The following is a 22,548-nucleotide window of genomic DNA, read 5'->3' on the forward strand; positions in this document are numbered from 1 at the left end:
CCCGCGCCGGCGACGATACAGAACGAAGTGATGAGGAGGAGCGGCGCTCATGACTGCCGCCCAGCGCGAACGAAGTGCCCTCGTCGAAACCCTGCGCAGCGTCGGGCCCGACGCGCCGACGCTGTGCGAAGGCTGGACCACCCGGGACCTGGCAGCCCACCTCGTGGTGCGGGAACGGCGACTGGACGCGACGCCCGGCATCACGATTCCCTTCCTCGCCGGCTACACCGCCAGGGTGCAGACCCAGACGGGGCAGTCACACAGCTGGGACGACCTTGTCGACCTGGTCGCGTCGGGGCCGCCGATCTACTCGCCGTTCAAGCTTCTCGACGCGGTGGCCAACCTCGGCGAGATGTTCATCCATCACGAGGACGTGCGGCGCGCGGTCGATGGCTGGCAGCCCAGAGTGCTCGACGCATCGACCGTCGCCGCGCTGCGCCGCCAGCTCGGTCTGCTGAGCCGCATGACACTGGCGAAGCTGCCTGCCCAGGTCAGCCTGCGCACGACCGACGGCCGACAGATTGCCCGGGTCGGGCGTGGAGATGCCGTTACAGTGACCGGCGAACCGCAGGAGTTGGTGCTGTTCGTCGCGGGCCGCGATGCCGCGCGCGTCGAATTCGACGGCGACCCGCAGGCCGTCGCCGCCGTCCGAGCGTCAAAGCGCGGCCTGTGATCAGCTATCGCGCCAATCGTCTGTAGCACGGATGAGGTTGTCTCCGAGCTCGGCTCCTTAGCTGGGCCGACGCGGCGTTGGCGGTTTCGGTCGTCGTTCATCCGTTCACCGCCTTGACGACTGCCAAAACTGAAGCGACAAGGCCGAGCGCCGCGAGGCTGCTCGCCAGCAATGCTGGTGTGAAATTGTGTGGTAACCGCTCGCCGCACCGGATCGCTCGATCAACCTGGCGCCACCGCAACAGGCCAGCACCAGTGATCACAATCGCCAGTATTCCCAGCACCGTTGACAAGATGTACTGCATCCCTTGGACCGCTGATCCAGCAACGAATTGCAGCAGGGCAACCGTTGCTGCCAGCAGTCCGAGCGCTGTGCGCTGCCAAGCGAGAAAGGTCCGCTCGTTGGCGAGGGTAAAGCGGTAGTCGGGCTCGTCGGTGACTTGGCGGATCATATTTCTGATGCTGCGCCTCGCAGCGCCATGTCGGTAGCCGGCTTGTTCTTGTGGAGCCACAAAGCGGGCTTGTGGTTGGATAAACCATGGCACTGAGTTCTCGCATGCCCGAACTGTCCGCGCTCGAAGTCTTCCTGGCGGTGGCCAAAACGGCCAGCCTGGGCGCCGCAGGACGGGAACTTGGACTGACGCAGCAGGCGGTATCTGCCCGGCTGACCTCGATCGAGGCCCAGACCGGCGTGCGGCTAGCGGTCCGCACGGTGCGGGGTACCCAGCTGACCCCGGCCGGCGTCGTCGTAGCGCAGTGGGCAAACAAGTTGCTGGATGTCGCCCAGGAAGTTGATGCCGGGCTGGGTTCGCTTCGCACTGAGAGCCGCAGCAAGTTGAAAGTGGCTGCGAGCCTTACCATCGCTGAACAGCTGATGCCCCTGTGGCTGGTGTCACTGCAAGCGACGGCGGCCCGGAGTGGCCGCAAGGCTCCAGAGGTCATTCTCACCACCACCAATAGCGAGCACGCGATATCGGCGGTGCGCGACGGCGCTGCAGACCTCGGATTCATCGAAAGTCCCGGTGCGCTCTCGGGTTTGCGCAGCCGGGTCGTTGCGTACGACGAACTCATGGTGATCGTGCCCGCCGACCATAAGTGGGCTCGCCGGTCGAAAGGCGTGAGTGCCGCCGAACTTAGCCGAACCCCGCTGGTCGCTCGGGAACCGGGATCGGGAACACGCGATTCGCTGACTGCCGCGTTGCGCAGCGCCCTGGGCGACGATTTCGCACAAGCGAGTCCGGCACTGGAATTGTCCTCCGCGGCAGCGGTGCGCGCTGCGGTTCTGGCCGGTGCGGGTCCTGCGGTCATGAGCAGGCTGGCCGTCGCCGACGATCTGGCCGTGGGACGCCTCCGCGCCGTGCAAGTGCCGGATCTGAATCTGCGCCGTGCCCTTCGGGCGATCTGGATGGGTGGAAAAACGCCGCCGGCTGGCGCGATCCGAGACCTGTTGAGTCACATCGGCACCGCCAGGCCGGCCTAGCTCCTCCATTGCTATGTGCCGTAGCGCAGCCATAGCGGCAATGCATTGTCTAGTCGCTGCATGAACTTGTGCAGTCCCACCCGGTACTGGCCAGCTCCCAGTGGATCAATCTGGTACTCAGGGAACGCAATACCGACCCCGAATAGGCCGGGAGCCAGAATACCGTTGGTCGGGTCGTATTCCAGTGACCCCCATTGGGGAGTCAGTGGAAGCTGTCTACGTTCGAATCCAACGGTGTAGACGACGTGGTCACACATTTCAAGGGTCTTCTCGAATTCCGGATCACCGACCGAGCACCTCTCAAGCCGTCGCGGGCACGTTCCGTCGATGTTCTCGCGCGCCCAGTCGGCAGCGTGGCCCTTAAGCCCGGTATCGTCGAACAGCGTCCAATCGTCAAAATTGACAGCGTACTTCAGCGGACCGCGATAGAAGTTGATCACCTTTTTCACCGGGGTGTTCAACAGGTTCGGCAGCGCGATCATCGACGAGTGTGAAGCGCCAAACACGCCGACCGTGGCGCCATCCAGCGGCAGCTGTGCCAGTTTCGCAGGATCAAGCGCGGTCTCGATCGGAATCTCGTCAAGCTCCTCGTAAGAAAGCTTCTTGGGAACCGAGCCGACTGCCAGGATCACATTCTTCGACGTGATCGTCTCGTGTTGCGTGGTTATGGTCCACTGCCTGTCGGCTAGCACCAATTCTGTTGCGAACGCGCGAATAGCTCTCACTCGTTGGCAAAGATGCTGCGAGATCCACACCAGCGGTTCGGCTACGACGCCGAGCGGGCACGTCTGCTCGGGATCGAACTTGTTCAGCTCAAAAGCCGGCGCTTGTCCAAAGCGGAACGACGGCGAGGCGGTCAAGTAGTCGAGAAATAACTCGACGCGGGTGTTGCTCGGCACAGCTCGCCATTTGGTGCCGAAATCTCCCGCACCGAATTCTGGGTCGATCCAGGCGATTTGCTCGCCCACGATCCCGTGGTCAAGCAACCGCCCTACGGCTGCGATGCCTGCCGGCCCTGCTCCGATCACGGTCCAGGTGTACTCAGTCATTTTCCTGCCCTTCCGGTATGCGTGTCTCGGCGTTGTTGCGCTTACGCGAAGAACGCGATTGTCGAGTGCTGACCTCGATACTTCGCCCGGGAGACACCACGCGGTAGGGCTGCTGTCTTTGCCAGCTCACAAACTTGTATTGTGGCTGTCGGCGACACAGGAATCCTGGTGGGCGCCGATGCGCGGGTGGTCGATGTGCCGCTGGGAGATCTTGACCCTCAACCAAAAGCTAAGGACCGCGGGCGGATTCGCCATCGCGCTGTCAGCGCGCGATGCTGCCGGTGATCAGCGACCGAGCAGATGCCGCAGCGTCTGATCGAGGCCAGGCCGGCGAAACCGGTGACCGGCCTGTTGCAGCCGGGCCGGCAGCACCCGTTGATTGGCGCACGCCAGTTCGCGTGCCCCCTGCTCGCCGAGCAGCAGCCGCGGTCCAACCGGCGGCACCGGCAACACCGCGGGCCGGCGCAGCACCTTGGCCAGTGTTCGGGTGTAGTCGCTGTTGCGGACCGGATCGGCGGCCACCGCGTTGACCGGTCCGGACAGCGCGGTGTCCCACAGTCCGCGGTGGTAAACCTCAACAAGGTCGTCGATCCCGATGTAGGAGAACCACTGGTGGCCGTCGCCGAGGCGACCGCCGAGCCCGGCGCGGAACAGCGGAAGCTGCAGGCGAAGGGTTCCGCCGCTCGGGGACTGCACGATCCCGGTGCGCACCCGCACCACCCGGGCCCCGCCGTCCTCGGCCACCGTCGCGGCGAGCTCCCACTTGTCGACCACGTCGGCGAGGAACCCGTCGCCGCGATCGCTGTCCTCGGTGAGTGTCGCCTCGCCACGGTCGTAGCCGTAGTAGCCGATCGCCGACGCGCAGACCAGCGTTTTCGGCCCGTCGGCCGATTTCGCGATCAGCTCAGCCAGGCGGCGGGTGGGACCGATCCGGCTGTCGCGGATCGCGACGCGGTGCGACTCGGTGAAGCGGCCGGCGATCGAGGCGCCCGCCAGATGAATTACCGCGTCAACGCCGTTCAGCAGGTCCGGATCGGGATCGTCCGGATTCCATTGCCGTTCATCGGGTTTGGTCGCCGTGTGGCGCACAAGATGGATCACCCGATGACCGCCGGTGGACAGGAACGCTGTCAACGCCGAGCCGACCAGCCCGGACGATCCGGTGACCGCGACCGTTATCGGCTTCAAACCCTGCGCGGCGGCCTGCCGATGTGCGGCGATGTCGTCGGCCAGCTGGCGATGCCGGTAGGCGAACATCGCCTGCAGCGCCTTCGCCGGGACAGGTGTGGCGACGCGGTCGGTCACCCGGGTGCGTTCACCGCTCAGCTCTTCGAAGTCGTGGGTATGCCGCCAGCGGACCGCCAGCCGGACCGGCAACGAGGCCAGTCCATCGGCGCCGACGGTGTCGACGAAGCGTCGCGGCGGATCGTAGGCATCCGGTTGATGGTCGGCCACCCAGCGCAGACCCCCGGGCAAGCCCAGCTCGGCGCGGCCGTTCGCCAGCGAATCCGCTTCGGCGACGACCCGCACCGGCTGCCACGGCGGCGAGAGCCGGGTGATCGCGCCGGGCCGGGTGTGCCAGTCGAATACCTCGTAGATCGGCGCGTCGACGACGCTCGAGTACACAAGTCCCATTAGCTCGACGGTACGCGGCGAGCCCGCGGGGCCGCGAATATTGCCCGGCTCCTCCTCAGGCCGTTCACGGCCTGCATCGTCGCCGGGCCGATTACCGATCCGGCAGGGCGTGCTCGACGATGGGTAGCCGCGGTAGCGGCTGACGTTCACGGCGCTTGGCCGCCAGGTATACCTGCGCGGTCTCATCGGCCACCGTGTGCCAATCGAAATCCGACGTCAGACGTTCACGCGCAGCCCGGGCCCGGCGCTGGGCGGCGGCGGGATCGGCAAGCACGGTGCCGACGGCCCTGGCCAGCCGCGTCACATCGCGAGGCGGACAAGACATCCCGGTCTCGCCGTTGATCACTGCCTCGCCCAGGCCGCCGATGTTCGATGTCACCAACGGCGTTCCGGCCGCGGCGGCCTCCAGCGCCACTAACCCGAACGGCTCGTAGTGGCTGGGCAGCACCGCGGCGTCGGCGCGATGCAGCGCCGCCAAGAGCTCGTCGTGATCGAGCCGCCCGACAAACCGGGTTGCCTTGAGCACCCGGTGTTTACGAGCCTGCTCGACGAGCCAGGCCTGCTGGGTGCCCTCACCGGCAATCGTCAGCGTGGTCCCCGGATGCGCGCGCCTGATCCGCGGCAACGCCGCGATCGCGTCGTGCACACCTTTCTCGTATTCCAGGCGGCCCACAAACAGCAGTTCCGCCGGCCCGCTGTGGCGCCGACGCTTCGCGAACGGCCAGCGGACTGCCTCGATACCATTGCGGATCACGGTGATCTCGGCCAGGCCGGGCCCGAACAGCTCGGTGATCTCGTCACACATCGACGCCGAACACGTCATGAGCGAATCGGACTCGCGTACCAGCCATGATTCCACGGCATGCACCTGCCTGCTCAGCGATCCGGAGACCCATCCGGAATGCCGACCGGCTTCGGTCGCGTGAATCGTGGAAACCATTGGCACGTCGTAGAATTCGGACAGCGCGACAGCCGGGTGGGCGACCAGCCAGTCATGCGCGTGAACGACGTCGGGACGCCACGGGTCGTCGCTTGACCGCTCTTTCAGCGACAATCCGGTGCGGACCATGGCGTGACCCATGGCCAGCGTCCAAGCCATCATGTCCTTGCCGAAGCTGAACTCGTGCGGGTCCTGCGCGGCCGCGACGACTCGAACGTCTTCGCTGATTTCATCCGACGACGGGTGCGTGCTCGGATCGGTTCCCGTCGGGCGGCGGGACAGCACCACAACTTCGTGGCCCGCGGCTGCCAACGCCGTCGACAGGTGATGAACGTGGCGACCGAGCCCACCGATCACCACCGGTGGGTACTCCCACGACACCATCAGAACTTTCATCGCGGCAGCCTGCGCGCGTCCAGTGCGCCGAACAGCCCGTCGGCCCGGTTCCAGCCATCTGCCAGACGCTGCGCGACCTCGCGGCGACCCGACGCCAGCGTTCCGGCGATCTCGCGGGTGGCGTGTGCGTGCAGATGAGCCCGGTAGCGGGCGTAGTCGGCCGCCGAGTCCTTGCTCACCATGAACGGCCAATCACTCGACACCGTCAGCAGTGTCTCGCGCAGGATCTGATCGGCGATGTGGTCGCGAGGGATCGGTCCGTCCAGGGATGCGGTTTGGGTCAGCGCCTTGTCGACGGTGCTCAGTGCGGTGTCGACGACCTCGGTGTTGAGCTGTACCAGGTCGGCCACCTTGTCGCCGGCCCACACCTGCCAGTCCTTGCCCGAACCCCAAGAGCTGGGCGGTAATTCGACGGCTTCGCCGACGAATCCCTCGGCGACTGCGTCGCTCAGCGTGCCGATGCGCACGCCGGCCTCGGGCAATGCCCGCAGCACCCGTTCCAGCCACACCGGTCCCTCGTACCACCAGTGGCCGAACAACTCGGTGTCGAACGCGGCGACGAGGTGTGCGGGCCGCCCGATGCGCTCGGATTCGGCCTGCAGTCGCCCGCGCACCACGTTGACGAAATCAGCGACGTGGCCGTCGATTGCCCGATCGGCACGCTCGGGATCGTAGGGTGCCTTGGCATCCGACGGCACGTTGCGGCCGGTGACCCGGGCCGGCTTGAGGCCGGTGCGGTGGTCGTAGGTGTGGAAATCGCGGTAGGCGGCATGCCCGGGATAGCCGGATTTCGGCGACCACACGCGGTAGCTGACCTGAAGGTCACGTCCAAACGCGACGACGTCGGAATCGCCGACCGGCCGGCCCAGCGCGGTGTCACCGTGCAACGACGGCCCGTCGACCATGAAATGGCCGACCCCCGCGGCCGCATAGTCCTGTTCCATCCCCGGGGCGTAGGCGCATTCGGGTGCCCAGATGCCAATCGGCTTGTGCGACAAGCGTTGCCGGGCATCGGCCAAGCCCTCGCGCAGCGCGAACTCGCGCAGCCGCGGCGTCAGCAGCGGCTGAAAAGGATGCGCCAGCGGCCCGCCCAACAGCTCCACCGTGCCGGCGTCGATCAGCCCGCGTAGCAGCGGGCTTGCGCCATGGCGCCACCCGGTGGCGAAATCGTCGAGCGCCTCCTCGGTCTCGGCGAACTCACGAATCCCAAAGGACCGCAATGCGTCTGGCGCGCTAGACGTCGCGGTGCCCGTCCGGTCTCCTGGGCGGATGCTGGCCGCCTCGGCGGCGCGCAGTTGCCAGTTGGCCAACCAGTGATGCATCCCGTCCAGGCAGTACGGATCGTCCAGCTGCGCGGTCACCACCGGCGTCATGCCCAGGGTGATCAGTCGATGACGGTCCTCGCCGGCCAGCTTCCGCAGTACCCGCAGCAGCGGCAGATAGGACGCCGACCACGACTGGTAGAGCCATTCCTCGCCCACGGGCCAGCGGCCGTGGTGGGCCAGCCACGGGAGATGGGTGTGCAGCACCAGGGTGAACAGACCGGGCACCTGGCTACCGGTCGGCTGATTCATCGGCGCACCGCGATGGCGACCAGATCGAGGCTGGCGTTGATGTCCCGCATGTCTGCGGCTTGCCCGGCCTCGGCAATTTCGAAGTCGGCGGTGGTGACCGCGGCGACGTCGGCCAGCAGTTCTACCGGCCAGGGCGCGTCGGCGACCGCCCGCGCGATCTGGGCGTCGATGATCGAGCCACCGTGCCGGGCATCCATCTCGGCCAGCCGCGGTCCGTGGAAGACGCCGCTCATCGACACCGACGCAAACCCGGCGTCGACCAATAGCTCGGTCAGCTCGCCGGCGTTGAGCTCTCGGGTATGAAACGGGTTGACCGGGGTGTCGCGGCCCGGCGAGAACGTAATCCGGTTCGGAGTGGACACCATCAGCAGCCCCGACGGCCGCAGCACCCTGGCGCACTCGCCGACGAACTGGGCCTGGTCCCACAGGTGCTCGATGACTTGGAAGTTGACCACCACGTCGACCGAGGCGTCGGGCAGCGGCAGCTCGGCCAGGTTGCCGTGGATGACCTGCACCCGCGGGTAGCGGGACCGCACGTGCGCCACCGTGGCCTCGTCATAGTCCAGCGCGATTACCCGGCGCGCGACGCGAGAGATCAGGTCGGCGCCGTAGCCTTCCCCGCAGCCCGCCTCGAGCACGTCGCGGCCCGCGCAGTGCTGCGCCAACTGCTGGTAGACCACCTCGTGGCGGCGAAACCAGTAATTCTCCACGTCCAGGCCCGGGACGGTGCGTTCACCGGTCAACGTCAAAACGGCGTCGACGGAGGTGTGGGGAACGTCGGGGACAAATGCGCTCATTGCTAAGGCAGGCTAACCCCTGGGGCCGGGTTCGCGAATGGTTCACCGTGGGTCCTCCCGCTCGCGGGGCAGACGCGGGGAAAGAACCTGCAGGACGACCCGCTATGGTGTGAGAGCGAACCGCACAAAGTTACCCGCTAGTAACATGCGTGTGCGGGTCGCATAAGCCGTGACCTAAGTCTTGCCGCTGGCGGCTGCAGGACTCTTTCGAGGAGGACGACCGACACTCATGACGAACATCGTGGTCCTGATCAAGCAGGTCCCAGACACCTGGTCGGAGCGCAAGCTCACCGACGGCGATTGGACGCTGGACCGTGAGGCCGCCGACGCAGTGCTGGACGAGATCAACGAGCGGGCCGTCGAGGAGGCGCTGCTCATTCGGGAGAAAGAAGCCGCCGACGGCACGGAGGGATCGGTGACCCTGCTGACCGCGGGTCCCGAGCGGGCGACCGAGGCGATTCGTAAAGCGTTGTCGATGGGCGCCGACAAGGCCGTCCACCTGCTCGACGACGGAATGCACGGCTCGGACGTCATCCAGACCGGATGGGCGCTGGCACGTGCCCTGGGCACCATCGAGGGCACCGAGCTGGTGATCGCCGGAAACGAGTCCACCGACGGTGTCGGCGGCGCGGTGCCGGCCATCATCGCCGAGTACCTGGGCCTGCCGCAGCTGACCCATTTGCGCAAGCTGTCGGTCGACGGCGGCAAGATCACCGGCGAGCGGGAAACCGACGACGGCTTATTCACTCTTGAGGCTTCGCTGCCCGCGGTGGTGAGCGTGACCGAGAAGATCAATGAGCCACGTTTCCCGTCCTTCAAGGGCATCATGGCCGCCAAGAAGAAGGAAGTCACCAAGCTGACGCTGGCCGAGATCGGTGTCGAGGCCGACGAGGTCGGGCTGGAGAACGCCGGGTCGACGGTGCTGGGGGCTAACCCCAAGCCGCCGAAGACCGCCGGTGAGAAGGTCACCGACGAGGGCGAGGGCGGCAGCCAGATCGCCCAGTACCTTGTTTCGCAGAAGATCATCTAAGACTTAATCCCTAGCCGAAAGGCATCGAAGAACCCATGGCTGAAGTACTGGTGCTCGTCGAGCACGCTGAAGGCGCTATCAAGAAGGTCACCTCCGAATTGATCACCGCGGCACGCGTTTTGGGTGAGCCCGCTGCCGTGGTGGTCGGCAAGCCCGGCACCGCCGCGCCGCTCGTCGATGGGCTGAAGGCCGCCGGCGCCGCCAAGATCTACGTCGCGGAATCCGACACCGCGGAGAACTACCTGATCACTCCGGCCGTCGACGTGCTGGCCGGTCTCGCCGAATCGGCAAGCCCGGCAGCCGTTTTGCTGGCGGCCAACGCCGACGGCAAAGAAATTGCGGGCCGGCTGGCCGCCCGGATCGGTTCTGGTCTGCTGGTCGACGTGGTCGATGTGCAGGCCGGCCCTAAGGCGATCCACTCCATCTTCGGTGGCGCGTTCACCGTCGAGGCGCAGGCGAACGGCGACACCCCCGTGATCACCGTGCGGGCCGGCGCGATCGACGCCGAGCCGGCCGATGGCGCGGGCGAGCAGGTCACCGTCGAGGTGCCGGAGCCCGCCGAGAATGCGGCCAAGGTCACCGCGCGGGAGCCGGCGGTTGCCGGCGACCGGCCGGAGCTCACCGAGGCGACCATCGTGGTCTCCGGTGGCCGCGGTGTGGGCAGTGCCGAAAACTTCCATGTGGTAGAGGAATTGGCCGACTCGCTGGGCGCCGCCGTCGGCGCGTCGCGTGCCGCCGTCGACTCCGGCTACTACCCGGGCCAGTTCCAGGTCGGCCAGACCGGCAAGACGGTGTCGCCGCAGCTGTACATCGCGCTCGGAATCTCCGGGGCGATCCAGCACCGCGCCGGCATGCAGACGTCGAAGACGATCATCGCGGTCAACAAGGACGAAGAGGCGCCGATCTTCGAGATCGCCGACTACGGCGTGGTCGGCGACCTGTTCAAGGTTGCGCCGCAGCTCACCGAGGCGGTCAAGGCCCGCAAGGGCTGAGTTCCCCGCTCGGCCACGACCTAGCCTGTTGGTGTGCCAACCGGATCGGATCCACACAGCGAGTTGGCCCGGGTGGCCGACACCGTCGGTCCTGCCGCCAGCGCGGCACAGACCGCGCTCGGCGGCGGCCCTGTGGCCACCCGGCTGCGCGCCGCGATCCTGGCGCTGGCGCAGCACCGCGGGTCGACCTCCAGCATCTGCCCTTCCGACGCGGCCCGGGCCATCGGCGGTAACAGCTGGCGCGAGCTCACGGCGCAGAGCCGGACCATCGCGTTCGCGTTGGCCCGGGCTGGCGACATTCAAATCACTCAGCGCGGCAACGTGATTGACCCATACCGGCCCCCGCGCGGCCCTATCCGGATTCGCACGAGATGCTGAGCCCCTGGCCCAAACCCGATACGCCCGGCCCTGGGCAGGAATCGGTGTGGGATTACCCCCGCCCGCCACGGCTGGAGGACTTCGCCGGCTCGATCACCGTCGAGTTGGGTGGCCAGTCGATCGCGTCGACGACGCGCGCCTGGCGGGTGTTGGAAACCAGTCACCCACCGACCTACTACCTGCCCCGCGACGCCTTCATCGAGGGCGTTCTGCGTCCCGCTGCAGGGGCTTCCTGGTGTGAATGGAAAGGGCAGGCCCGCTACTACGACCTGGTGACCGACGGGCGCGAGGCGCTGCAAGCGGCGTGGACCTATCCACAGCCGAGTCGAGATTTCGCACCCATTGCGGGCGCCATCGCGGTGATGGCTGCAGCAGTGGACCGCTGCACCGTCGACGGCGAAGAGGTGATTCCGCAGCCGGGAGGTTTCTACGGCGGCTGGATCACCAGTTGGATTGTCGGGCCATTCAAGGGAATCCCGGGATCCGTGGGGTGGTGATGCCCCGCGCGGGCTGAGACGGCTATGTCGAACGGGTCAGCATGTCGTCGATGCGGCGCAGACCGATGGCGCACACCGTCAGGTACGGCATTGCCCACAGCGGAACGGCGATGGCCGCGTGCGTATGGTCGCCGACCGGCTGCACCCGATGATGGGTTGCCGGCACGCCGCCCACCTTCCAGGCCCAATGCCGTCCCGCTTCGAATTCGGTCACTACGAATGGCAAGGAGAACCCCAACGACGTCCGCACGCTGCCGGTGGCGTGCAGACCCAGCTCGGTGTGCGGTGGATCGAGTCGGGCCCCGCTGATCGTCGGACCCCACGTCGGCCACGCGTCAAGGTCGACCAATACCTGCCACACCGCCGACGACGGCGCGGCGATCAGCTTGTCCACAGCCAACATAGGGGTGAGATACCCGCATTGCCGTCGTTGCACACGGTCGGCGAACAACGCGCTAGGGCGCGTGTCCACCGAGCCGTTGTTGTTGTTCGACGACATCGTCCATGCGCCTTGCGGCGGTGGAATCTGCGGCGTTCGAACACCGCCCAGGATTCGATCAGCAACACCGGCTGGTCGGGATCGTCCAGAAAGTGCGGCCCGAGCTGGTCAGCGAAGCACCACCGCCGGGCCGTTTCGTGACTCATGGCAGCGCGACGAAGCTGATGGCCACCAAGACCGTGAGGGCGAGCATCTGCGGCCAGGGTCGCCACGGGTTGGCCTGAATGGCGTACGACATCTCCTTGAGCGGAGATCGTTCGGCCGGAGCGGCGCGATCGGCGGGCACCGGAGTGTGGAACTGGTGGAAATACAGTTGAATCAGGGTGGCGCCGATCCACAGCCCGGCAAGGAAGCTCACCGATTCGATACCGCGCCACACGATCAGCGTGGCAATCGCGGCGACCACCACCATGAGCACGACGTCGGACCCAGAAGTCGCGTAGGGCTTAACCCCGTACTGCTTGTCCAATGCCGCGCGGCGACGCTGGTAGGGCAACGCGAAGAAGGCGAACTTCACCACGATATGCACCCCCAGCACGATGGCGACGATAGTGGCGATGGTGTTGAGCATGCCGTCTCCTTATCGATCGGACGACGAGGCAAGCGTCGCCGTCCTCTTACCCGAGCACTTACTCTCCGTCGGCCTGTAAGACCACCATTGCCCGCGCACCTACCCGCACCGCAGTGCCAACCCGAATCGGCTCCTGATCATCGAGGCTCGGCATTGCGGCGGAGGTGTCCACAACCGGCACCCACGCTCGGCCGAACTCTTCGGGCGGCAAGGTGAACTCGATCGGCTCGTGGTGCGCGTTGAAGCACAACAGGAACGAATCGTCGGTTACGCGCTGTCCGCGGGCGTCAAGGTCGGGGATGCCCAAGCCGTTCAAATAGACCGCGACCGACTTGCCGAAACCCGAACCCCAGTCCTCGTCGCTCATTTCGGAGCCATCCGGGCTGAACCATGAGATGTCGGGCTGTGCCACCGCACCGCGTCGGCGTACCGGCACCCCTCTGAAGAACCGGCGGCGGCGAAACACCGGATGCGCGGCCCGCAAAGCCGATACCGACCGGGTGAACTCCATAAGCTCGAGGTCTGCCTTATCCCAGTGCACCCAGGTAATCTCGTTGTCCTGGCAGAAGCCGTTGTTGTTGCCGGCTTGACTGCGGCCGAGCTCGTCACCGTGCGATAGCATTGGAATTCCTTGCGACAGGAGCGTTGTCGCGAGAAAGTTGCGCTGCTGACGGGCGCGTAACGCGTTGACTTCCGGATCGTCGGTTGGACCTTCGATGCCGCAGTTCCAGGACTTGTTATTGCTCTCGCCGTCGTTGTTGTCTTCTTTATTGGCCTCGTTGTGTTTCTCGTTATACGAGACCAAGTCACGCAGCGTGAAACCGTCATGTGCGGTGACGAAATTGATCGACGCCACCGGGCGCCGCGCGGTGGACTCGTAGAGGTCCGCCGAGCCGGTCAGCCGGGAGGCGAACTCGCCGAGTGTCGCCGGCTCGCCGCGCCAGTAGTCGCGAACGGTGTCGCGGAACTTGCCGTTCCACTCCGTCCACTGCGGTGGGAAATTTCCGACCTGGTAACCGCCCGGGCCCACATCCCAGGGTTCGGCGATCAGTTTGACCTGACTCACCGTCGGATCCTGTTGCACCAGTTCGAAAAACGCCGACAGGCGGTCGACGTCGTAGAATTCGCGGGCAAGTGTTGACGCGAGGTCGAATCGGAAGCCGTCGACGTGCATTTCGGTCACCCAGTACCGCAATGAATCCATGATCAGTTGCAGCGTGTGCGGATGGCCGACGTGGAGGCTGTTGCCGGTGCCGGTGTAGTCCATGTAGTACTGCCGCTCGTCATCGACCAGCCGGTAGTAGGCGGCGTTATCGATGCCCCGCATCGACAACGTCGGGCCCAGGTGGTTGCCTTCGGCGGTGTGGTTGTAGACGACGTCGAGGATGACTTCGATGCCTTCCTCGTGCAGGGCACGGACCATCGTCTTGAACTCTTGCACCTGACCGCCGGGAGTGGTGCTGGCGGCGTATTTGAAGTCCGGGGCGAGGAAGCCAACTGTGTTGTAACCCCAGTAGTTTGACAGACCGTTGTCCACCAACGTGGAGTCGTTTGCGAAGTGGTGCACCGGCATCAGTTCGATCGCGGTGACACCCAGACTTTTTAGATGCTCGATGATGACCGGATGGGCGATAGCGGTATAGGTGCCGCGCATCCGCTCCGGGATGTCGGGATGCAGCTGGGTCAGCCCCTTGACGTGCGCCTCGTAAATGACCGTGTCGGCGTACTCGTGGCCCGGCGGACGGTCGTTGCCCCAGTCGAAGAACGGGTTGATCACCACCGACTTGGGCATGCGCGGCGCGGAGTCGTCGTTGTTGCGGCTGTCGGGGTCGCCGAAGTTGTAACTGAACAGCGCTTGGTGCCACTCGAAGTTGCCGTCGATTGCCTTCGCGTACGGATCGATCAGCAGCTTGTTAGGGTTGCACCGGTGTCCGGCCGCCGGGTCGTAGGGCCCGTGCACCCGGTAGCCGTAGCGTTGGCCGGGTTCGACTGCCGGCAGAAAGCCGTGCCAGATGAATCCGTCCACCTCATTCAACGGCACCCTGGTCTCGGCACCGTCGGCGTCGAAGAGGCAGAGCTCCACCCGCTCGGCAACTTCACTGAAAATCGCGAAATTGGTGCCCGACCCGTCGTAGGTCGCGCCCAGCGGATAGGCCTTCCCGGGCCACTGCTCGATGGCCGTCACAGCGCCCTCTTTCTTCCGCGGGCCGCGTGCCGACGGCCCGTCCCAACCTGAAATACCTGCCGGGGGATACCCACTGCGCCGCGGATCACACCTGGAAGCGGCGGGGATCACCCTAAAGCGCCCGCGTCCGATCTCATCGACCGGTAACGGCTGAAGCCCGTTTGGCAAGCCCGTCCAGTTCGCCCGTCGTCCGCCACGCCTCGAGGATGTCGGCGTATTCGGTTGGGCTGCCGAAGAAGAAGCTGTCCTGGTTCAACCGCGCATCCGCCTGGCCCTCGCGGTTGTAGTAGCCGGGTGTGCACGACTCGCGCCGGCCGGCGATCACACTCGAGCGTGCCACGACGGTGTCGACCCAGGCTGCTTCGGCGTCCAGGGTGGCTTCCACCTCGGCGGCGCCGTGCTGCAACGCCCAGGCAATCACCCAGGCGATGTGGCGGGATTGGGTGTCGATGAGGTAGGGGAAGTTCACGGTGAAGCCGGACTGAGCGATGCTTTCGATGAAGCAGTTCGGAAAGCCATTGACGTGCACGCCGTGCATTGTGCGCACGCCGTCGGCCCACTTCTCGGTGAGGGTCAGGCCGTCGCGGCCGATGACTTCGAAACCGGTACGTTGCGCGTAACTGGTGCCGACCTCGAAGCCGGTGGCGAAAATCAAACAGTCCAGCAGGTATTCGACGCGGTCGGCGACGACGCCGTCGCGGGTGATCTGCTCGACTCCCCGGCCGTGGGTGTCGACGAGGGTGACGTTGTCACGGTTGAACGCCTGCAAGTACTCGTCGTGGAAGCAGGGCCGCTTGCAGTAGTAGCCGTACCACGGCTTGAGCGCGTCGGCGGTGGCCGTGTCGGTCACGATCGCATCGACGCGCGCCCGGATCTCTTCCATCTTGGCGAAGTCGGCCAGTTCGGCGGCGTTCGGCCCTGCGTCGTTCACGATCGGCAGCTTTTTGATGAGGCTGGTCCACGCGTCGTCCACCAGGTCCTCATCGGCATTGCCGCCCGCGGTGAGGATTTGGAAGTTCTCCATGCGCCGCTGTTGCCAACCGGGCTCCAGCGACGCCGCCCACTCGGGTGCGGTCGGCCGATTGGCCCGCACGTCGACCGTTGACGGGGTGCGCTGGAAGACGAATAGTCGATGCACGGATTCGGCCAGTCGTGGCACGCACTGAATTGCCGTCGCACCGGTTCCGATGATGCCGACGCGCTTGTCGGACAACCCGGCAAGGTCGGCGCCGGTGTATTCGTAGTCCCAGCGGCTGGTGTGGAATGTATGACCGCCGAACCTGGTGATCCCCGTTATTCCAGGCAGTTTCGGCTTCTGCAGGTAGCCGTTCGCCATCGCCACAAACCGGGCGCGGATCTCGTCGCCGCGGTCGGTGGAGATCAGCCAGCGGGAATTACTTGCCTCCCAGCGAATCTCCTGTACCTCGGTCTGCAGACAGGCGTCACGGTACAAGTCGTAATGCGAGGCGATCCGGCGGCAGTGGGCCAGGATTTCAGCGCCTTTCGCATACTTCTCGGTCGGCACATACCCGAGCTCCTCGAGCAACGGCATATAGACGTAGGACTCGACGTCGCAGGCGATTCCGGGGTAGCGATTCCAATACCAGGTCCCGCCAACGTCGGCGGCCTTGTCGATCAACCTGACGTTGTCGACACCGAGTTGCCTGCACCGGGCCCCGATGAGCAACCCGCCGAAGCCGGCACCGACGACGGCGACGTCGACCTCGTCGCTGATCGGGTCGCGGGTGAAGTCGGGATCGGCCCACGGGTCGCGGCCAAAACGGCTGAATGCGCCCGCGACCTGCACGTATTGGGAGATTCCGTCGCCGCGCAGGCGGCGCTGGCGTTCTTGAGCGTATTTGGCGCGCAGCGCGGCGGGGTCAAATGTCGCGCCGTCGACCTCAGCCACCGTCGCAGTTTGGACCAAAACTGTGATCCAGGCAACGTTAATGCCCTCGACCTGCGCGATTAGCCGATTTTGCTGCGACATCGTCATCTGCCGTGCACGGACACGTCACGGCGCAGATGCCAATTAGTGATCAACATCGCTAACAGTGGCGCGCATGAGTGTTGACTCGGTCCTCATACCCGCTGATGAGCCCGCGTCGGGGACAGGTTCGTCCACCGAGCCGCGGTACTCGCTATTGCTGTCCACCGATCCCACGCTGATCGAGTCCGCGCAGCGGCTGCGCTACGAAGTATTCAACAACGAGCCAGGCTTCACGCTGACCGGGCAGGACGCCGGCCTCGACGTTGACCGCTTCGACGAGCACTGCGACCACTTGCTGGTCCGGGAGGACAACTCGGGCGAGCTGGTTGGTTGTTACCGCATGCTGTCGCCGACCGGCGCTATCGCCGCCGGAGGGCTTTATACCGCAACGGAATTCGACATCCGGGCGCTTGATTCGCTGCGGCCCTCACTCGTTGAGATGGGCCGCGCGGTGGTTCGCGGCGATCACCGCAACGGCGCCGTCGTGCTGCTGATGTGGGCCGGCATCCTGGCCTACCTCGACCGTTGCGGCTACGACTACGTCACCGGCTGCGTGTCGGTTCCGGTAGCCAGCGACGACGGCGGGCCGCCGGGCAGCCAGATTCGCGGCGTGCGCGACTTCGTGCTGCGCCGCCACGCCGCCCCGGCGCAGTACTGGGTGCATCCGCACCGGCCGGTGATCGTCGACGGATACACCGTGGACGAGATCCCTCCGCCCACGCGGCCGGCCATCCCGCCGCTGATGCGCGGCTACCTGCGGTTGGGCGCCCGAATATGCGGTGAGCCGGCCCACGATCCCGACTTCGGTGTGGGTGATTTCCCCGCGCTGCTGGACAAGCGTCAGGCCGACACCCGTTACCTGCGCCGACTCCGGTCGGTGGCGGCGGCCACCGAGGCGGCAGGCGGGGTGGCCTGATGAGCAATCCGGACGCGCGCGACCACGCCTGGCTGCCGCGTGCTTCCTGCGACACGAGTTGTCTGCAGGCCGGCGGCTCGGAAGCGTCCCGCCGGTTGATCGCGACGCTGCGGGTCGCGCTACGTGTCAGTCTGGCGCTGCTGTTTTTCCCGGCGCTGCTGCTGGTCTCGGTTCCGCTACCCGGTCGGTCGCGAGCCAGGAGGGTTTACTGCCGACTGTTGTTGTGGTGTCTCGGGGTCCGGATCACGTTGTCGGGCGGACCGATTCGCAATCTGCCCGGGATGTTGGTGGTCAGTGACCACATGTCGTGGCTGGATATCCTGACGATCTTCGCGGTACTTCCCACCAGCCCGTGGCGCATGCCGCCGGCGTCGTTCGTCGGCCGCGCCGACGTGGCCGCCAATCTCATCGTGCGGATGATGGCGCTCATCATCAAGGTGATCCCGATCGAGCGGGCCAGCCTGCGCCAGCTGCCCGGTGTCGTCGACGCCGTCGCGGCTCGGCTGCGCGCCGGCCAGACCGTGGTGGCGTTCCCGGAGGGCACCACCTGGTGTGGTCTGGCGTCGGGGCCGTTCTATCCGGCGATGTTCCAGGCCGCCGTCGACACCGGCCTACCGGTCCAGCCGCTGCGGTTGCGCTACCACCACCGCGACGGCACGGTCTCGACCGTCCCGGCCTATATCGGTGACGACACGCTGCTGCGTTCGATCGGTCGATTGCTGGTCGCCCGCCGCACCGTGGCACGGGTCTACGTCGAATCACTGCAGCTGCCCGGTGACGATCGGCGGGAGCTGGCCCGTCGCTGCCAGGCCGCCATACGCGTGACGCCGACGTCGCACCCAGGTCATGGGCAGCGTCGGCCCGTGCTGGCCTCCTAAGCGCTGCTGGGCTCAGCCAGGGCCTGATTGCCCTGCTCCTCCCCAGGCCGTTCCGGCCTGCATCGTCGCAGTGCGCCGCCGGTATTCTGGGCGGGTCATGGTCTACCTCGATCACGCCGCCACCTCCCCGATGTATCCCGCTGCCATCGAGGCGATGACGGCCGCGCTGAGCACGGTGGGAAATGCGTCCTCACTGCACACCGCGGGCCGGGCCGCTCGGCGGCAAATGGAGGAATCCCGCGAGCTGATCGCGGCCAAGCTCGGTGCGCGTCCGTCCGAGGTGATCTTCACCGCCGGCGGCACCGAGAGCGACAATCTGGCCGTCAAGGGGATCTACTGGGCGCGCCGCGACGCCCAGCCACGGCACCGGCGCATCATCACCACCGCGGTGGAACACCACGCCGTGCTGGACTCGGTGAATTGGCTGGTCGAGCACGAAGACGCCGAGGTGACCTGGTTGCCCACCGCCGCCGACGGGTCGGTGTGCGCCGCCGCGCTGCGTGACGCGCTGCAGCGCCACGACGACGTCGCGCTGGTGTCGGTGATGTGGGCCAACAACGAGGTCGGCACCGTCATGCCGATCGACGAACTCGCCGCCGTCGCGGCCGAATTTGACGTACCGATGCACAGCGACGCGGTCCAGGCGGTGGGACAGCTGCCCGTCGTCTTCGGCGCCAGCCAGCTCTCCGCGATGAGTGTGGCCGCCCATAAGTTCGGCGGCCCGCCCGGTGTGGGCGCGCTGCTGCTGCGCCGCGAGATCGGCTGCGTGCCGTTGTCGCACGGCGGTGGGCAGGAACGCGACATCCGGTCCGGCACCCCCGACGTTGCCGGTGCCGTCGGTATGGCGACGGCGATGCGGCTTGCCGTGGACGGGCTGGAGACCAACAGCGCACGGCTGCGGCTGCTGCGCGACCGTCTGATCGACGGGGTGTTGGCCGGCGTCGCGGACACTCGCCTCAACGGTGCCGGGGGATCGCGACGGCTGCCGGGTAACGCGCACTTCACCTTCGACGGGTGCGAGGGCGACGCGCTGCTGATGTTGTTGGACGCCAACGGAATCGAATGCTCGACGGGCTCGGCGTGCACCGCCGGAGTTCCACAGCCGTCGCATGTGTTGCTGGCGATGGGTGCCGATGCGGCCAGCGCCCGGGGATCGCTGCGATTGTCGTTGGGGCACACTAGCGTAGCGGCGGATGTCGACGCCGCCTTGCGAGTGCTGCCCGGTGCGGTCGCGCGCGCCCGGCAAGCCGCGCTGGCCGCCGCGGGTGTCGCACGATGAAGGTCCTCGCCGCGATGAGCGGCGGCGTCGATTCGTCGGTCGCCGCCGCCCGCATGGTCGATGCCGGCCATGACGTGGTCGGCATACACCTGGCGCTGTCGCAGGCGCCGGGCACCCTGCGCACCGGCTCGCGGGGCTGCTGCTCCAAAGAGGACGCCGGTGATGCTCGGCGGGTCGCTGATGTGCTCGGAATCCCGTTCTATGTATGGGATTTCGCGGACAAGTTCAAAGAAGACGTGATCGACGACTTCGTGTCGTCTTACGCCCGTGGTGAAACCCCGAATCCTTGTGTGCGGTGCAACGAGCGGATCAAGTTCTCGGCGCTGGCCGCACGTGCGTTGGCGTTGGGCTTCGACGCGGTCGCCACCGGGCACTACGCCCGGCTGTCCGACGGGCGGCTGCGTCGGGCCGTCGACCGGGACAAGGACCAGTCGTATGTGCTGGCGGTGCTCACTTGCGGTCAACTGCGCCACGCCGCGTTCCCGATCGGGGACACCCCCAAGTCGCAGATCCGCGCCGAGGCGGCCCGTCGCGGCCTGGCGGTCGCGGACAAGCCGGACAGCCATGACATCTGCTTCATCCCGTCGGGTGATACCCGCGCTTTCCTGGGAGCCCGGATCGGCGTGCGCCCCGGCTCGGTCGTCGACCAGCGGGGGACCGTGCTGGCCAGCCATGACGGGGTGCACGGTTTCACCATCGGCCAGCGCAAGGGACTCGGAATTGCCGGACCCGGCCCGGACGGCCGGCCGCGCTATGTCACCGCGATCGACGCGGACAGCGGCACCGTGCAGGTGGGCTCGGCGGCCGACCTCGACGTGTGGCGGCTCACCGGGCAGCAGCCGGTCTTCACCGCGGGGACCCCGCCGACCGGACCCGTCGAGTGCGCGGTGCAGGTGCGTGCCCACGGCGAGGCCGTCGATGCGGTCGCCCAATTGGCGGGCGATGGGCTCGAGGTTCGGCTGCGCGCTCCGCTGCGCGGTGTGGCGCCGGGACAGACGCTTGTGCTCTACCGCCTCGACTCGGACGGCGACGAGGTGATCGGCAGCGCCACCATCGCCTAGCCCGGCACGTTGGCGGCGATGTTGGTGATCACGATCGTCGACACCGATTCCGGGAAGCCGCAGTAAGTGACCTCCATCAGCGCCACCGACTTGACTTGGTAATCGCGTCCGCAGTTGCCGGGGCGAGTCTGCAGCGACCGTTCGTCGGCGGCCCAGGTGCCGACGAACCCCGTGCCGGCCGAGGTGTTCGCGCAGTCCCGGACGGTCGCCACCAGGGCGTCAAAGGCATGACGTGCCGTGTTGGCATCGCGATAGACAGCGACACCCTCGGAGATCAGGCCGGTGCGCGGCGGGTACTGGAAGGTGGTCTTGTGGAACTCTTCGATGTCGGGTCCGAAGGTGACGGTGTCTTCGAAGAGGAAGCGGCACTGCGTCGGCGCTGCCTGGGCGAGCGTGTCAACGTCGACCGGGGACTTGCCGTCCATCGACGGGATGATCGTCAGGTGGTCGTCGGCGCCGGTGATCGCGCGCATACGGTCCTGATCGAGCAGCACGCGGTCGACGTCGACGCCGGCGATGATGGGTTCGGTGCCGAACGGGGCGACCGCGGCGCCGTCCACTACCCGGGTGCATCCCGCGGCCAGCAGCGCCGCGCAACACAGCACCAGCGGGCGGGTCATCATGTGAGCGTAATCGCGCTGACTAGCCCTGGCACGGGGCGTGCGTAACCCGATCGAATACGGTTGGCCGGTGAGCGCTTTCGCAACCGCCAGCGGCACCGGGTCGTGGCCCGGCATAGCGGCGCGGCCGGCGGCCGAGGTCGTCGTCGGTGAGCTGGGCGCTGCGATGGCGCACATCGTCGAGCTGCCCGCCAGGGGAGTGGGCGCCGACATCGTCGGGCGTGCCGGTGCGCTGCTGATCGACGTGGCCATCGACACGGTGCCCCGCGGCTACCGGGTGGCGGCCCGGCCCGGCGCGGTGACCCGGCGGGCGGTCAGCCTGCTCGACGAGGACGTCGATGCGCTGGAAGAGGCTTGGGAGATCGCGGGTTTGCGCGGCAACGGGCGACCGGTCAAGATCCAGGCGCCCGGGCCGATCACCCTGGCCGCCGAGCTGGAGCTGGCCAACGGGCATCGGGCCATCACCGATCTGGGCGCCGTGCACGACATCGCCGCCTCGCTTGCCGAAGGCGTCGGCGCGCATCGCGCCGCGGTGTCTCGTCGACTCGACACGCCCGTGGTGGTGCAATTCGACGAGCCGTCGCTTCCGGCGGCGGTGGCGGGCCGGCTCGCCGGAGTGACCACGCTGAGCCCGGTGACCGCGATCGACGAGACGCTGGTCACCACTCTGCTGGACGCCTGCGTGGCGGCCGCGGGCGCTGAGGTGTCCGTGCACAGCTGCGCCGCGGCCCTACCATGGAAAGCGTTGCAGCACAGCAGCATTGCCGCAGTTTCGGTCGATGTGTCGACACTGGCGGCCGACGATCTGGACGCCGTCGCGGAATTCGTCGAGTCGGGTCGCGCCGTGGTGCTCGGCGCCGTCTCGTCCAGCACGCCGGCAAAGCGTCCGTCGGCCGAGGAGGTCGCCGCCGCCGTCGTGGCGGTCACCGACCGGCTCGGCTTCGGCCGCTCGGCGCTGCGTGATCGCGTCGGCGTCACCCCGGCGTGCGGCCTGGCGGCGGCGACCCCGCAGTGGGCCCGCACCGCGATCGGGCTGGCCAGGCGGGCTGCGGAGGCCTTCGCCGACGACCCGGACGCCATCTGAGAAAAGCGCAACCGGAAGGTTGCGT

General features: G+C 66.9%; 22 protein-coding genes. 11 read left to right on the forward strand and 11 right to left on the reverse strand.

The annotated features are described in order from the left end of the window. Positions 1-49 precede the first annotated feature (49 nt). Positions 50-673: a TIGR03085 family metal-binding protein gene (locus tag VKI00_RS00565; protein WP_324434446.1), complete on the forward strand. Its 624-nt coding sequence runs from the start codon at positions 50-52 to the stop codon at positions 671-673. Positions 674-770: 97 nt separating this feature from the next. Here the strand turns inward: VKI00_RS00565 and VKI00_RS00570 are convergent, their stop codons facing one another. Continuing rightward, positions 771-1,124, reverse strand: coding sequence for a YidH family protein (locus VKI00_RS00570; RefSeq protein WP_324434528.1), 354 nt, complete (start codon positions 1,122-1,124; stop codon positions 771-773). Between the two features lie 86 nt (positions 1,125-1,210). Between VKI00_RS00570 and VKI00_RS00575 the strand changes: the two genes are divergently transcribed. Further along, positions 1,211-2,152: a LysR family transcriptional regulator gene (locus VKI00_RS00575; protein ID WP_324434448.1), complete on the forward strand. Its 942-nt coding sequence runs from the start codon at positions 1,211-1,213 to the stop codon at positions 2,150-2,152. A gap of 11 nt (positions 2,153-2,163) precedes the next feature. On the opposite strand, the gene VKI00_RS00580 is transcribed toward VKI00_RS00575, so the two are convergent. The 5 genes from VKI00_RS00580 to VKI00_RS00600 all read right to left on the reverse strand — a co-directional run bounded on the left by VKI00_RS00580 (position 2,164) and on the right by VKI00_RS00600 (position 8,543). Further along, positions 2,164-3,201, reverse strand: a complete 1,038-nt coding sequence (locus VKI00_RS00580; RefSeq protein WP_324434450.1) for an FAD/NAD(P)-binding protein — start codon at positions 3,199-3,201, stop codon at positions 2,164-2,166. Positions 3,202-3,486: 285 nt separating this feature from the next. After that, positions 3,487-4,836, reverse strand: a complete 1,350-nt coding sequence (locus VKI00_RS00585; RefSeq protein WP_324434452.1) for a TIGR01777 family oxidoreductase — start codon at positions 4,834-4,836, stop codon at positions 3,487-3,489. Positions 4,837-4,927: 91 nt separating this feature from the next. Continuing rightward, positions 4,928-6,172: a glycosyltransferase family 4 protein gene (locus VKI00_RS00590; protein ID WP_324434454.1), complete on the reverse strand. Its 1,245-nt coding sequence runs from the start codon at positions 6,170-6,172 to the stop codon at positions 4,928-4,930. Further along, complete coding sequence (locus VKI00_RS00595) at positions 6,169-7,746, reverse strand: glycoside hydrolase family 57 protein (RefSeq protein ID WP_324434456.1); 1,578 nt, start codon at positions 7,744-7,746, stop codon at positions 6,169-6,171. Before VKI00_RS00595 ends, VKI00_RS00590 begins: the two co-directional genes overlap by 4 nt. Further along, positions 7,743-8,543 carry a class I SAM-dependent methyltransferase gene (locus tag VKI00_RS00600; protein WP_324434458.1) on the reverse strand — a complete coding sequence of 267 codons (801 nt, stop codon included), beginning with the start codon at positions 8,541-8,543 and terminating at the stop codon, positions 7,743-7,745. Before VKI00_RS00600 ends, VKI00_RS00595 begins: the two co-directional genes overlap by 4 nt. 229 nt (positions 8,544-8,772) lie before the next feature. On the opposite strand from VKI00_RS00600, the gene VKI00_RS00605 reads away from it, so the two are divergent. The 4 genes from VKI00_RS00605 to VKI00_RS00620 are packed head-to-tail and all read left to right on the forward strand — an operon-like array spanning position 8,773 to position 11,440. Next, positions 8,773-9,573, forward strand: a complete 801-nt coding sequence (locus tag VKI00_RS00605) for an electron transfer flavoprotein subunit beta/FixA family protein (RefSeq protein WP_324434460.1) — start codon at positions 8,773-8,775, stop codon at positions 9,571-9,573. Between the two features lie 35 nt (positions 9,574-9,608). Further along, positions 9,609-10,565, forward strand: coding sequence for an electron transfer flavoprotein subunit alpha/FixB family protein (locus VKI00_RS00610; protein WP_324434462.1), 957 nt, complete (start codon positions 9,609-9,611; stop codon positions 10,563-10,565). 33 nt (positions 10,566-10,598) lie between these two features. Continuing rightward, positions 10,599-10,943, forward strand: a complete 345-nt coding sequence (locus tag VKI00_RS00615) for a DUF3253 domain-containing protein (protein WP_324434464.1) — start codon at positions 10,599-10,601, stop codon at positions 10,941-10,943. After that, on the forward strand, positions 10,937-11,440 hold the full coding sequence (locus VKI00_RS00620; protein WP_414687083.1) for a DUF427 domain-containing protein: 504 nt from the start codon (positions 10,937-10,939) through the stop codon (positions 11,438-11,440). The genes VKI00_RS00615 and VKI00_RS00620 overlap by 7 nt, the downstream gene beginning before the upstream one ends. A gap of 22 nt (positions 11,441-11,462) precedes the next feature. Here the strand turns inward: VKI00_RS00620 and VKI00_RS00625 are convergent, their stop codons facing one another. The 4 genes from VKI00_RS00625 to VKI00_RS00640 form a co-directional block, all read right to left on the reverse strand. Further along, positions 11,463-11,939, reverse strand: coding sequence for an SRPBCC family protein (locus VKI00_RS00625; protein WP_324434465.1), 477 nt, complete (start codon positions 11,937-11,939; stop codon positions 11,463-11,465). Positions 11,940-12,081: 142 nt separating this feature from the next. Then, complete coding sequence (locus tag VKI00_RS00630) at positions 12,082-12,510, reverse strand: hypothetical protein (protein ID WP_324434467.1); 429 nt, start codon at positions 12,508-12,510, stop codon at positions 12,082-12,084. A 58-nt stretch (positions 12,511-12,568) separates the two neighbouring features. Beyond that, on the reverse strand, positions 12,569-14,695 hold the full coding sequence (gene glgX, locus VKI00_RS00635; RefSeq protein ID WP_324434469.1) for a glycogen debranching protein GlgX: 2,127 nt from the start codon (positions 14,693-14,695) through the stop codon (positions 12,569-12,571). Positions 14,696-14,828: 133 nt separating this feature from the next. Further along, entirely contained in the window at positions 14,829-16,604 is a 1,776-nt protein-coding gene (locus tag VKI00_RS00640; RefSeq protein ID WP_324434471.1) for an NAD(P)/FAD-dependent oxidoreductase, read from the reverse strand. Between the two features lie 154 nt (positions 16,605-16,758). On the opposite strand from VKI00_RS00640, the gene VKI00_RS00645 reads away from it, so the two are divergent. The 4 genes from VKI00_RS00645 to mnmA all read left to right on the forward strand — a co-directional run bounded on the left by VKI00_RS00645 (position 16,759) and on the right by mnmA (position 20,819). Beyond that, positions 16,759-17,601, forward strand: a complete 843-nt coding sequence (locus tag VKI00_RS00645; RefSeq protein ID WP_324434473.1) for a GNAT family N-acetyltransferase — start codon at positions 16,759-16,761, stop codon at positions 17,599-17,601. Continuing rightward, positions 17,601-18,479 carry a lysophospholipid acyltransferase family protein gene (locus VKI00_RS00650; protein ID WP_324434475.1) on the forward strand — a complete coding sequence of 293 codons (879 nt, stop codon included), beginning with the start codon at positions 17,601-17,603 and terminating at the stop codon, positions 18,477-18,479. The genes VKI00_RS00645 and VKI00_RS00650 overlap by 1 nt, the downstream gene beginning before the upstream one ends. A gap of 97 nt (positions 18,480-18,576) precedes the next feature. Continuing rightward, positions 18,577-19,758, forward strand: coding sequence for a cysteine desulfurase family protein (locus tag VKI00_RS00655; protein WP_324434477.1), 1,182 nt, complete (start codon positions 18,577-18,579; stop codon positions 19,756-19,758). Further along, positions 19,755-20,819 (forward strand): tRNA 2-thiouridine(34) synthase MnmA, encoded by a 1,065-nt coding sequence (gene mnmA, locus VKI00_RS00660; protein ID WP_324434479.1) that lies wholly within the window; start codon positions 19,755-19,757, stop codon positions 20,817-20,819. Before VKI00_RS00655 ends, mnmA begins: the two co-directional genes overlap by 4 nt. On the opposite strand, the gene VKI00_RS00665 is transcribed toward mnmA, so the two are convergent. Then, on the reverse strand, positions 20,816-21,439 hold the full coding sequence (locus VKI00_RS00665) for a sensor domain-containing protein (protein ID WP_324434481.1): 624 nt from the start codon (positions 21,437-21,439) through the stop codon (positions 20,816-20,818). The two genes, mnmA and VKI00_RS00665, sit on opposite strands and share 4 nt — an antisense overlap. A gap of 70 nt (positions 21,440-21,509) precedes the next feature. Between VKI00_RS00665 and VKI00_RS00670 the strand changes: the two genes are divergently transcribed. Beyond that, on the forward strand, positions 21,510-22,523 hold the full coding sequence (locus VKI00_RS00670; RefSeq protein WP_324434483.1) for a methionine synthase: 1,014 nt from the start codon (positions 21,510-21,512) through the stop codon (positions 22,521-22,523). The last annotated feature ends 25 nt before the right edge of the window (positions 22,524-22,548 follow it).

This window comes from Mycobacterium sp. (genome assembly GCF_035314665.1).
Classification (GTDB): Bacteria; Actinomycetota; Actinomycetes; order Mycobacteriales; family Mycobacteriaceae; genus Mycobacterium.

Excerpts from the sequence above, each read along its gene's own strand:
- VKI00_RS00645 (WP_324434473.1), top strand. The coding sequence starts at position 16,759 with ATGAGTGTTGACTCGGTCCTCATACCCGCTGATGAGCCCGCGTCGGGG.
- VKI00_RS00590 (WP_324434454.1), bottom strand. The coding sequence starts at position 6,172 with ATGAAAGTTCTGATGGTGTCGTGGGAGTACCCACCGGTGGTGATCGGT.
- VKI00_RS00595 (WP_324434456.1), bottom strand. The coding sequence starts at position 7,746 with ATGAATCAGCCGACCGGTAGCCAGGTGCCCGGTCTGTTCACCCTGGTG.
- VKI00_RS00665 (WP_324434481.1), bottom strand. The coding sequence starts at position 21,439 with ATGACCCGCCCGCTGGTGCTGTGTTGCGCGGCGCTGCTGGCCGCGGGA.
- VKI00_RS00580 (WP_324434450.1), bottom strand. The coding sequence starts at position 3,201 with ATGACTGAGTACACCTGGACCGTGATCGGAGCAGGGCCGGCAGGCATC.
- VKI00_RS00650 (WP_324434475.1), top strand. The coding sequence starts at position 17,601 with ATGAGCAATCCGGACGCGCGCGACCACGCCTGGCTGCCGCGTGCTTCC.
- VKI00_RS00570 (WP_324434528.1), bottom strand. The coding sequence starts at position 1,124 with ATGATCCGCCAAGTCACCGACGAGCCCGACTACCGCTTTACCCTCGCC.
- VKI00_RS00655 (WP_324434477.1), top strand. The coding sequence starts at position 18,577 with ATGGTCTACCTCGATCACGCCGCCACCTCCCCGATGTATCCCGCTGCC.
- mnmA (WP_324434479.1), top strand. The coding sequence starts at position 19,755 with ATGAAGGTCCTCGCCGCGATGAGCGGCGGCGTCGATTCGTCGGTCGCC.
- VKI00_RS00630 (WP_324434467.1), bottom strand. The coding sequence starts at position 12,510 with ATGCTCAACACCATCGCCACTATCGTCGCCATCGTGCTGGGGGTGCAT.
- VKI00_RS00605 (WP_324434460.1), top strand. The coding sequence starts at position 8,773 with ATGACGAACATCGTGGTCCTGATCAAGCAGGTCCCAGACACCTGGTCG.
- VKI00_RS00585 (WP_324434452.1), bottom strand. The coding sequence starts at position 4,836 with ATGGGACTTGTGTACTCGAGCGTCGTCGACGCGCCGATCTACGAGGTA.
- VKI00_RS00565 (WP_324434446.1), top strand. The coding sequence starts at position 50 with ATGACTGCCGCCCAGCGCGAACGAAGTGCCCTCGTCGAAACCCTGCGC.
- VKI00_RS00625 (WP_324434465.1), bottom strand. The coding sequence starts at position 11,939 with ATGTCGTCGAACAACAACAACGGCTCGGTGGACACGCGCCCTAGCGCG.
- VKI00_RS00575 (WP_324434448.1), top strand. The coding sequence starts at position 1,211 with ATGGCACTGAGTTCTCGCATGCCCGAACTGTCCGCGCTCGAAGTCTTC.
- VKI00_RS00600 (WP_324434458.1), bottom strand. The coding sequence starts at position 8,543 with ATGAGCGCATTTGTCCCCGACGTTCCCCACACCTCCGTCGACGCCGTT.
- VKI00_RS00610 (WP_324434462.1), top strand. The coding sequence starts at position 9,609 with ATGGCTGAAGTACTGGTGCTCGTCGAGCACGCTGAAGGCGCTATCAAG.
- VKI00_RS00620 (WP_414687083.1), top strand. The coding sequence starts at position 10,937 with ATGCTGAGCCCCTGGCCCAAACCCGATACGCCCGGCCCTGGGCAGGAA.